Origin of the sequence: Cellulosimicrobium cellulans (assembly GCF_042723955.1) — a bacterium.
Classification (GTDB): domain Bacteria; phylum Actinomycetota; class Actinomycetes; order Actinomycetales; family Cellulomonadaceae; genus Cellulosimicrobium; species Cellulosimicrobium cellulans_H.
Genome location: NZ_JBHXIC010000120.1, coordinates 1 through 10169 on the forward strand (window position 1 = coordinate 1; position 10169 = coordinate 10169).

Below are 10169 nucleotides of genomic sequence, written 5' to 3' on the forward strand. Positions count from 1 at the left end.
CGTCTACCATCCGCATCCTCGTCCCTCGGATGCTCCCGCCAGGCCCGCCACGACGGCGCGCGTCTCCCCCGACCCCGCTGCGTCCGTCGCCTCTCCCTGGGGCCAGTCCGCGGCTGACAGCCATGGGGAGGCTTCGGCGGAAGGGGGCGTGCGGGAGCGGTCGTCCGCGGTGGTGCTGGAGGAGGAGATCCGGCAGGTCGTGGGGGAGGACCGGGCCCGGCGTGGCGCCGACGAGCGGGCGCTCGCGCTGTACGGCGCGGCCGCCGGGTACTTCCGGCGCGAGGCGAAGCCGTTCTGGCACGAGCACTACTCGCGGCTCTCGCTCCCGGTGGACGAGTGGCTGGGGCGTCGCAACGCGTTCCTCGTCGAGCAGGCCGAGGTCGTCTCGGGCTGGGCGGTCGAGCCAGGGCGCCGGACGTGGTCGCGCCGCCTCGAGCTCGTGGGCCGGCTCCCGGAGGGCAGCGACCTGCGCGTCGGCGTGGCGCCGTACGCCCTCTACGACCCGCCGCTGCCGCCGTGCGTCAAGACCGCGGCCGACGGGGTGCGCGGCTGGCTCACGGGTGCGTCGGTCGTCGACGCGCGGCGCCGCGCGACGCCCGCGGGCGAGCGCGACGTGCTCGTCGTGCGCGAGCAGCTTCCGACCGGTGCCGAGCCGTTCGACGCGACCCCCGTCGCGCTCACCCCGTCGCCCGGCCCGAGCGCGAAGCCGCTCGAGGCTGCGGCGGAGGCCGCCGCGCGGACCGCGCTCTGGACGTGGCAGACGACGGGCGCGCTGCCGCTCGACGCCGCGACCGACGTGCTCCTGCGGCGGCACCCACGGCTCGTGCCGACGCCCGCCGCAGGCTCGGGCGGCCTCCACGTGCCGGAGGGTGGCGACGGCGCGCGCCTCTCGGAGGGCGCCGACGGAGCGGCAGGGCCTGGGCTCCCGCCCGTCGCGGACGGCGACGTCGTCGCGGCGGTCACGGCCGCCGTCGAACGGCTCGACGACTCGTACCTCGCGGTCCAGGGGCCGCCCGGGACGGGCAAGACGTACGTCGGGTCGCGCGTCGTCGCGCGGCTCGTCGCACAGGGCTGGCGGGTCGGCGTCGTCGCGCAGTCGCACGCCGTCGTCGAGAACATGCTGCGGGCGGTCGTGCTCGGGGCGGGCGTCCCCCGCGAGGTCGTGGCGAAGAAGATCGCGGCGGACGGGCCGTCGGCGCGCGCCGTGTACGACGAGCTCGACGGCGCCCACCTCGCGGCGTTCGCGACGCAGCCGGGACCGCGCGTCGTCGGCGGGACCGCCTGGGACTTCGCGGCCGACCGGCTCCCGGCCGGAACGCTCGACCTGCTCGTCGTCGACGAGGCCGGTCAGCTCTCGCTCGCGACCACGGTCGCCGTGTCGCGCGCCGCGCGCCGGCTCCTCCTGCTCGGGGACCCGCAGCAGCTCCCGCAGGTGAGCCAGGGCCGGCACCCGGAGCCCGTCGACCGGTCCGCGCTCGGCTGGCTGGCCGACGGCCACGGCGTGCTGCCCCCGGGGCGCGGCTACTTCCTGCCGACGACCTGGCGCATGCACCCGCGCCTCGCGCAGGCCGTCTCGACCCTCGCGTACGAGGACCGTCTCCATGCGCACCCGTGCACGGCGGAGCGCGAGCTCGACGGCGTCCCGCCTGGGGTCGAGCAGGCGCTCGTGGAGCACGCGGGGAACTCGGTGCGGTCGCCCGAGGAGGCGGCGGAGGTCGTCCGCCAGGTCGAGCGGGTCCTCGGGCGGACGTGGACGACGACGGTCGACGGGGTCGAGGGGCGGCGACCGCTCGGGCAGGGCGACGTCCTGGTCGTCGCCGCGTACAACGCGCAGGTGTGGGCCGTGCGCGCGGCGCTCGAGGCGGCGGGGTACCCGGACGTCCAGGTGGGCACGGTCGACCGGTTCCAGGGCAAGGAGGCGCCGGTCGTCGTCGTGACGCTCGCCGCCTCGTCGGGTCGTGAGGCGTCGCGCGGGCTCGGGTTCCTGCTCTCGCGGCACCGGGTCAACGTCGCGGTGTCGCGCGCGCAGTGGAGCGCGGTCGTCGTGCGCTCGCCCGGTCTCACCGACGTCCTGCCGCACTCCCCGCGGGGCGTGGAGGAGCTCGGCGCGTTCCTCGGGCTGACGGGCTCCGCGCCCGCCGGCTGAGCGTCGACCGGCCGGCCGCGCACGTTCCGCCCGGCCGGGCCCGTTCCGCCCGGCCGGGCGAGGTGGTACCGGCGGTGCGCCGGGTCAGAACTCCCCGAATCCGCCGAAGTCGTCGAAACCTCCGCCGAAGTCGCCGCCGCCGAAGTCCCCACCGCTGTCGTAGCCGCCGCCCGAGGGGTCCTCGCCCGCCGCCTCGACAGCTCCGCCGTCGCCACCCTCGGCCGCGCCGGGGTCCTCGGCACCGCCCTGCTCGGCCGCCGCGTCCTCCGCGACGGGCTGCGACGGGTCGGCGAACGCCGGCCCGAACAGGGCGTTCGCGACCGCCGAGCCGATGACGACGCCCGCGATCGTGCCGAGCAGGCTCGAGCCGACCATGGCGCCGAACCCCGGTGCGCCCTGGCCGCGGCCGGCGAACGTGCGCTCGAGCGTGCCGGGCTGGCGCATCTCGGCGCGTGTCGCCATCCGCGCGAGGTCCTGCGGCGCGTCGGACGTCGCCCGCTCCGACGCCGGCACCTGCTCACCGAGCTCGGCGAGCACCTGTCGCCGCTGCTCGGGCGTCAGGCGGGCGAACGCCTCGGCGTGCGCCTGCTCGACCTGGTCCGGCGGCGCGGTGCGCAGGAGGTACCGGTAGCGGTCGATCGCGACCTGGTCGGGCGTGCGGGGCCCGGCTGTACCGGCCCGAGCGTCCTGCGGGGCGCTGCCGTAGGCGGGCTGAGCGGGGTTCTGAGCGGGGTACTGCGTCGGGTGCTGCGAGGCCGAGCCGTAGGGGCCCGCCTGCTGCGGCGCGCCGTACGGCTCGCGCGGCTCGCGGCCGAGGAGCCGGTCCAGGAATCCCATGGGTCGTCCTCCGAGTTCGGTGGCGCGGCGTCGGACGCTCGCGCGGGGGTCGTGGCCGGTACGGCTCACTCCCGGACCAACGAGGAGTCCCGGCCCGCGGTTCCGCCCGACGCCGAACCCGGGGTCGTTCCACACCCCACCCGCCGCGTGAGGAGCTGCCCCGGGTTCGGCACACCACCCGGGCGTGACCGCCCCGGACGCACGAGCGCCCCCGACCGGAGGGTCGGGGGCGCTCGGTGAACGATCGGTCGGCGCGACCCGCGAGGGTCGTCACCGGGGAGATCGGATCAGATCGCGCGGATGTTCTCCGCCTGCGGGCCCTTGGGGCCCTGCGTCACGTCGAACTCGACGCGCTGGTTCTCCTCCAGCGTGCGGAAGCCCTGCGACTGGATCGCGGAGTAGTGCGCGAACACGTCGGCCGAGCCGTCCTCGGGGGCGATGAAGCCGTAGCCCTTCTCGCTGTTGAACCACTTCACGGTTCCGGTAGCCATTGTTACTCCTTCAAGAGTGTGGAAACACCCCCCGCGGGCGCAGGGGAGTACATCACGGTGTTCGTCGTCAACTCTTGGGTAACAAGGTCCGCCGGGCGCCCGCCGGATGGCGGTCACATCGACGCGAGGACAAGCGAGGCACTGCAATCTCGGGGTCAACCGTACAGGGTATGCCCCTTCTTGGCCATGGCTTGCCCCGCGAGTGTCGTGACGACCTCACCGCGACCCGACGCGCAGGTCACAGGCCGAGCGCGGTCAGCTCCACCACCGGCACGACCCGCCGCCAGTCGACTTCCCCGCGCTCGGCGGCGAGCGGCTCTGCCCACTCGCGGAGCACCGGCTCCAGCACGGCCCAGCCCCGTGCGTACCGGGAGGCGTACTCGTGCAGGAGCCGGGCGCCGTCGTCGGGCGGGAGCGTGCGGGCGGTGCTCCGCACGTGGCGGCGGCGCCCCACCCACACGAGCACGCGCGGGTCCGCGACGACGTTGCGGTACCACTGCGAGCGAGGTCCCAGCCCGGCGACGACGACCCACGACCCCGGCGCGGGCCGGTCGGTCACCTCGAGGACGACGTACCGCGCCTCGCCCGTGGACCGGCCGCGGTGACCGAGGAGCAGGAGCCGCCCGCCGGCGAGGAAGCCGAGGCCGGAGCGGAAGAGCGCGATCGGGGCCCGGACGAACCAGCGGGTGTGCAGGAGGCGGGACGCGAGGGTCATCGGCCCACCGTAGGGCGACGCCGAAATCGGCACATCCGTACCGTCCACGGAACGAAACGAGACCCTCACGTTACGAGTCGGTAACAACTCCCTGCGTCCCACGAAATCCGATCCGCCTACGTTCGCGTCACCCAGGAACGCGGAGGCGCCACCTCCCGCGGATCCGTGGGTCCGGAGCCCTCCGGGACGCCGCGGAGGGCTCCGGACAACACGTCCGCGGGCAGGTTTCGTCGTCGGGTGACCTGTGTCACTATTCAGCACGCTATTCAGTGTTGAATTCAGCGATCGACCGCGGGAGAAGCGGCTTGACGGCCCTCCGCGGGGATCAGGACCACGGAGGTTGGCATGCATCGCACAGCACGACGGGCGAGCGGGGGTGCCGCCCTGCTCCTCGCGGCCACTCTCGTCCTCACCGCCTGCGGTCCCCAGTCCCAGGGCGGAGACGACGAGACGACCGGGACGTCGACCGAGACCGACGACGGTGGCGGCTCGGCCGAGCTGAGCATCGTCCCCTCGGTCCAGATCGACATCGACGGCGCCGAGGTCGAGGCGACCGAGGCCGGCAACCCGGCCGACCCGGCCGGCGACGGCAGCGCCGAGTGCGCCGAGGGCACGTCGATCGCGATGGCGGGTGCCCTCACCGGCCCGAACGCCGCGCTCGGCCTCAACATCCTGTACGGGGCGCAGGTCGCGGTGGACGCGTTCAACGAGGCGAACCCCGGGTGCCAGGTGACCATCAAGGAGTTCGACACCGAGGGCGACCCGCAGAAGGCCACCCAGGTCGCGCCGCAGATCGTCGGCGACGCGTCCGTGCTCGGTCTGCTCGGCCCGGCGTTCTCGGGCGAGACCGCCGCGACCGGCGACGTCTTCAACCAGGCGGGCCTGCTGTCGCTCTCGGCGTCGGCCACGAACCCCGACCTCACGACGAACGGCTGGACCAACTTCTTCCGCGGCCTCGCCAACGACGCCGTCCAGGGTCCGTCGGTCGCCAAGTACCTCGTCAACACGAAGGAGTTCGGCAGCGTCTGCGTCGTCTCCGACAACTCGGACTACGGCATCGGCCTCGCCCAGCAGATCACCGAGGGCCTGGGCGACGCCGCGAACGAGGACTGCGCCGCCGAGGTCAAGACCGGCGACAAGGACTTCTCGGCCGCCGTCCAGATCATCTCGGGCGCCGACGCCGACGCGGTCTTCTACGCCGGCTACTACGCGGAGGCCGCGCCGTTCGTGCAGGGCCTGCGCGACGGCGGCGTCGACATCCCGTTCGTCTCGGCGGACGGCACGAACGACCCGCAGTTCGTCTCCCAGGCGGGTGCCGCGTCGAAGGGCGCGATCCTCTCCTGCCCGTGCGGCCCGGCCCCGGAGGACTTCGCGGCCATGTACGAGGAGTCGGCCGGCCAGGCACCGGGCGTCTACTCGGTCGAGGGCTACGACCTCGCGACGGTCATGCTCACCGGCATCGCCTCGGGCGTGACCGACCGTGCGGGCCTGATCGACTACGTGGCGAACTACTCGGGTGAGGGCCTGGCCCGCACCTACGAGTGGGACGACACGGGCGAGCTCGCCTCGGCGCTCATCTGGATCTACGAGGTCCAGTAGTCCGACGACGACGGGCGCCCTGCCCCGACGCCCCCGCACCGCGCGGGGGTCGGCGGGCGGGGCGCCCGTCGTGGACCACGACCTCGTACACCAGAGAGAGAATCAGGGAGCGTCATGCCCGCTCTTGCTGACGCGCTGATGCACAGCGCGACCGCCGGTCCCCTCGTCCACCAGTCCCTCATCGACTTCAACATCGCGGGCCTCGCCCGGAACTTCTGGGGCCTCACCATCGAGGGCCTCACGTACGGCGCGATCTACGCGCTCGTGGCCGTCGGCTACACGCTCGTCTACGGCGTGCTGCGGCTCATCAACTTCGCCCACTCCGAGGTCTTCATGCTCGGCATGTTCGGGCAGTACGCGACCCTCATGCTCCTGGGCTTCTACCCGAGCGGGAACGCGTATGACAAGGGCATCGCCCTCACGGTCCTCTACCTCGGCATCGCGATGCTCGGCGGCATGCTCGTCGCGGGCGGCGCCGCCGTCGGGCTGGAACGCGTGGCCTACCGACCGCTGCGACGGCGCGGCGCACCGGCGCTCGTGTTCCTCATCACCGCGATCGGGATGTCGTTCATCATCCAGGAGTTCGTGCACTTCGTGCTGCCGAAGCTCACGGGCGGCACCCTCGGCGGCGTGAACGCCCAGCAGCCGATCCGGCTCGTGCAGCCCGAGGTGCAGTTCACGATCGGCGGCGCGCCGGTCACGAACATCACGCTCGTCATCATCCTGTCGGCGCTCGTCCTCGCGCTCGCGACGGACATGTTCATCAACCGGACCAAGTTCGGTCGCGGCATCCGTGCCGTCGCGCAGGACCCGGTGACCGCGACGCTCATGGGCGTCTCGCGCGAGCGCGTCATCATGCTGACGTTCCTCATCGGCGGCATCCTCGCCGGCGCGGCAGCCCTGCTGTACACGCTGCGCGTGCCGAACGGGATCATCTACTCCGGCGGCTTCATCCTCGGCATCAAGGCGTTCTGCGCCGCGGTGCTCGGCGGGATCGGCAACCTGCGCGGCGCGCTGCTCGGCGGTCTGCTGCTGGGCGTCATGGAGAACTACGGCCAGGTCGTGTTCGGGACGGAGTGGCGCGACGTCGTCGCGTTCGCGCTCCTGATCATCGTCCTCATGTTCCGCCCGACCGGCATCCTCGGCGAGTCGCTGGGGAGGGCACGCGCATGAGCACCTCGACCCCTGCACCGCAGGCCCCCGAGGGCCGCCCCACGTCCATGCCCCCCGTGGGCCGCGTGGCGACGAAGGACCGCCCGCACGGCGGTGTCGGCGACCGGTTCCGCCTGTGGTGGGACGCCCAGGCGCGACCCACCCAGTGGCTGATCGGCGTGCCGTTCCTCATCTTCATCGCTCTGGTACCGATCCTCAACATCCCGGTGCTCACCACGGTGGGCACCAACTTCGGCGGCGTCATGGCGCAGTTCGGCATGATCGCGCTCATCGCCATCGGCCTCAACGTCGTGGTGGGCCAGGCCGGCCTGCTCGACCTCGGGTACGTCGGCTTCTACGCGATCGGCGCGTACACGGTCGCGATCCTCACGAGCCCCGACAGCCCGTGGAACCAGACCGACGAGTGGTTGTCGCAGGACTGGGCGTGGCTCGCGGCGCTGCCGATCGCGGTCGCGATCACGTCGTTGTCCGGGCTGATCCTCGGCTCGCCCACGCTGCGCCTGCGCGGCGACTACCTGGCCATCGTCACGCTCGGCTTCGGCGAGATCGTCCGCCTCCTCGCGGACAACCTCGACGAACTCACGGGTGGAGGCCAGGGCCTGCGCGGCGTGGCCTACCCGCGCGTCGGGGTCACGGAGGAGCTGCCCAACGGCGTCTTCTCCGCGGGCAACGCCGCGGGCACGCTCAACGCGGGCGTGTGGTGGTACTGGCTCAGCCTCGTCTTCATCGTCGTCTCGCTGCTCCTCGTGGGGAACCTGGAGCGCTCGCGCGTCGGGCGCGCCTGGGTCGCGATCCGCGAGGACGAGGACGCCGCGGAGATCATGGGCGTCCCCACGTTCCGCTTCAAGCTGTGGGCGTTCGTCATCGGCGCGTCGATCGGCGGCGTCGCGGGCGCGCTCTACGCGGGCCAGGTGCAGTTCGTCATCCCGACGAACTTCAACGTCATCAACTCCGTGCTCTTCCTCTGCGCGGTCGTGCTCGGCGGCCAGGGGAACAAGCTCGGGGTGATCCTCGGCGCGTTCATCATCGTGTACCTGCCGAACTTCTTCCTCGGCCGCACCGAGCTGTTCGGCATCCCGATCAACGGCAACGAGATCGCGAGCTACCGGTACCTGTTCTTCGGGATCGCGCTGGTCGTGCTCATGATCTTCCGTCCACAGGGCCTGATCCCCGTCCGGCAGAAGCTGCTCGCCTACGGGCGTGAGCTCTACGTGGCGGCGCGCCGGGCGGCGCAGGCCGCCACGCGGTCCGGGTCCGACGACGGTGCGCGGCCGGGGACCCCGGCCGTCGCCACGGCGTCGGGCGGGACCGGCACGGGAGAGAGCACGACGGACGGGGAGGAGACCCGATGAGCACCCACGACCCCGGCGGCATCGGGGCGGGCGGCGAGCACGGCGACGAGCACCTCGCGTCGTCGGGCCGCGCCGACTCGTCGCGCGCCGACCTCTACATGCCGGGTGCCGTCCTGGAGGAGCCCGCGATCGTCGACGTCGCGGACGTGCGGCCCGAGCTCGCGAACCCCGACCTCGTCGACGCGATGGTCGCGCCGGACCGCACGGTCCACGCGAAGGTCGGCGAGCCGCTGCTCCAGATGCAGGACGTCACCGTCCAGTTCGGCGGCCTCGTCGCGCTCGACGACGTGTCGTTCGACATCCGGCGCGGCGAGATCCTCGGCCTCATCGGGCCGAACGGCGCGGGCAAGACGACGGCGTTCAACGCGATGACGGGTGTGTACCGGCCGACCAAGGGGCAGGTCGTGTTCGACGGGTCCCCGGTCGGCAAGCTCAAGCGGTACCGGATCACGCAGCGCGGCATCGCCCGCACGTTCCAGAACATCCGCCTGTTCAACGAGATGACGGCGCTCGAGAACGTCGTCGTCGGCTCGGACGCGCGGCACCGCACGTCCGTCCCGGGCGCGCTGTTCCGCACCCCGCGCCACCGGCGCGAGGAGCGCGACGCCATCGACCGGGCGCTCGCGCTGCTCGAGTTCGTGGGCGTCGGCGGGCGTGCGACGGAGAAGGCGCGCAACCTCTCCTACGGCGACCAGCGCCGTCTGGAGATCGCGCGCGCCCTGGCCACGGAGCCCAAGCTCCTGTGCCTGGACGAGCCCGCGGCGGGCTTCAACCCGGCGGAGAAGGAGTCCCTCATGGACCTCATCCGCCACATCCGCGACGACGGCTACACGGTCCTGCTCATCGAGCACGACATGCGCCTCGTGCGGGGGGTGACCGACCGCATCGTCGTGCTCGAGTTCGGGCGCGTCATCGCGGACGGCACGCCCGACGAGGTGACGAGCGACCCGAAGGTCATCGCGGCCTACCTGGGCGTCCCGGACTCCGAGCTGACCGCCGACGAGGGGGGCACGGGCGCGGACCGTGCCGCCGGGCCCACGACCGAAGGAGGCAGCGGCGATGCCTCTGCTTGAGCTGCAGGACATGACGGTCGCCTACGGGCGCATCGAGGCGGTGCGGGGGATCTCGATCACCGTCGAGGAGGGTGAGCTCGTCACCCTCATCGGGGCGAACGGCGCCGGGAAGACGACGACGATGCGCGCGATCTCGGGAATCCGTCCGGTGTCGCGCGGCAAGGTCCTCTTCGACGGCAAGGACATCACCAAGATGAAGGCCCACCTGCGCGTGCTCGAGGGCATCGTGCAGGCGCCCGAGGGCCGCGGGATCTTCCCCGGCATGACGGTGATCGAGAACCTCGAGATGGGCTCCTACGCGCGCACGTTCGCGTCGAAGGCCGAGCACGACGAGACCCTCGACCGGGTGTTCGACCTCTTCCCGCGCCTCGCCGAGCGCAAGGAGCAGGTGGGCGGCACGATGTCCGGCGGCGAGCAGCAGATGCTCGCGATCGGGCGCGCGCTCATGGCGCGCCCACGGCTCCTGCTGCTCGACGAGCCGTCGATGGGCCTCGCGCCCATGGTCATCCAGCAGATCTTCCGCATCGTGTCGGAGATCAACGCGCAGGGGACGACGGTCCTGCTCGTCGAGCAGAACGCGCAGCAGGCGCTCTCGCGCTCCGACCGTGCCTACGTGCTGGAGACGGGCGAGGTCGTCCGCACCGGTGGTGGCAAGGAGCTCCTCGCGGACTCCAGCATCAAGGAGGCGTACCTGGGCGTGGCCTGACCCCGGTCGAGCACGCCTCCGAGCGCTGTCGAGAACGACAGGGGTGCCGCGGTCTCTTTTAAAACACTCAGAGCCCA

General features: G+C 72.6%; 9 protein-coding genes. 6 read left to right on the forward strand and 3 right to left on the reverse strand.

Annotated elements, in window-relative coordinates; translation table 11 throughout:
• Positions 1–148: 148 nt before the first annotated feature.
• Positions 149–2146 carry a DEAD/DEAH box helicase gene (locus ACFWH7_RS19685; protein ID WP_378219137.1) on the forward strand — a complete coding sequence of 666 codons (1998 nt, stop codon included), beginning with the start codon at positions 149–151 and terminating at the stop codon, positions 2144–2146.
• An 84-nt stretch (positions 2147–2230) separates the two neighbouring features.
• Here the strand turns inward: ACFWH7_RS19685 and ACFWH7_RS19690 are convergent, their stop codons facing one another.
• The 3 genes from ACFWH7_RS19690 to ACFWH7_RS19700 form a co-directional block, all read right to left on the reverse strand.
• Positions 2231–2983 (reverse strand): hypothetical protein, encoded by a 753-nt coding sequence (locus ACFWH7_RS19690; RefSeq protein WP_378219139.1) that lies wholly within the window; start codon positions 2981–2983, stop codon positions 2231–2233.
• A 287-nt stretch (positions 2984–3270) separates the two neighbouring features.
• Positions 3271–3474 carry a transcription antiterminator/RNA stability regulator CspE gene (gene cspE / locus ACFWH7_RS19695; protein WP_047231069.1) on the reverse strand — a complete coding sequence of 68 codons (204 nt, stop codon included), beginning with the start codon at positions 3472–3474 and terminating at the stop codon, positions 3271–3273.
• A gap of 238 nt (positions 3475–3712) precedes the next feature.
• A complete protein-coding gene (locus tag ACFWH7_RS19700) occupies positions 3713–4189 on the reverse strand; it encodes a nitroreductase family deazaflavin-dependent oxidoreductase (protein ID WP_378219141.1) in 477 nt (158 codons plus the stop codon).
• Positions 4190–4534: 345 nt separating this feature from the next.
• Here ACFWH7_RS19700 and ACFWH7_RS19705 point away from each other — a divergent pair, with 345 nt between their 5' ends.
• From ACFWH7_RS19705 to ACFWH7_RS19725, 5 genes are all read left to right on the forward strand, one after another.
• A complete protein-coding gene (locus ACFWH7_RS19705) occupies positions 4535–5788 on the forward strand; it encodes a branched-chain amino acid ABC transporter substrate-binding protein (protein ID WP_378219143.1) in 1254 nt (417 codons plus the stop codon).
• A 114-nt stretch (positions 5789–5902) separates the two neighbouring features.
• Positions 5903–6961 (forward strand): branched-chain amino acid ABC transporter permease, encoded by a 1059-nt coding sequence (locus tag ACFWH7_RS19710; protein WP_043657230.1) that lies wholly within the window; start codon positions 5903–5905, stop codon positions 6959–6961.
• Positions 6958–8313 carry a branched-chain amino acid ABC transporter permease gene (locus ACFWH7_RS19715; protein WP_378219146.1) on the forward strand — a complete coding sequence of 452 codons (1356 nt, stop codon included), beginning with the start codon at positions 6958–6960 and terminating at the stop codon, positions 8311–8313. Before ACFWH7_RS19710 ends, ACFWH7_RS19715 begins: the two co-directional genes overlap by 4 nt.
• Positions 8310–9386 (forward strand): ABC transporter ATP-binding protein, encoded by a 1077-nt coding sequence (locus ACFWH7_RS19720; protein WP_378219148.1) that lies wholly within the window; start codon positions 8310–8312, stop codon positions 9384–9386. Before ACFWH7_RS19715 ends, ACFWH7_RS19720 begins: the two co-directional genes overlap by 4 nt.
• The gene (locus ACFWH7_RS19725) at positions 9373–10092 is read left to right on the forward strand and encodes an ABC transporter ATP-binding protein (RefSeq protein ID WP_378219150.1); all 720 of its coding nucleotides are present in this window, start codon (positions 9373–9375) and stop codon (positions 10090–10092) included. Before ACFWH7_RS19720 ends, ACFWH7_RS19725 begins: the two co-directional genes overlap by 14 nt.
• Positions 10093–10169 lie beyond the last annotated feature (77 nt).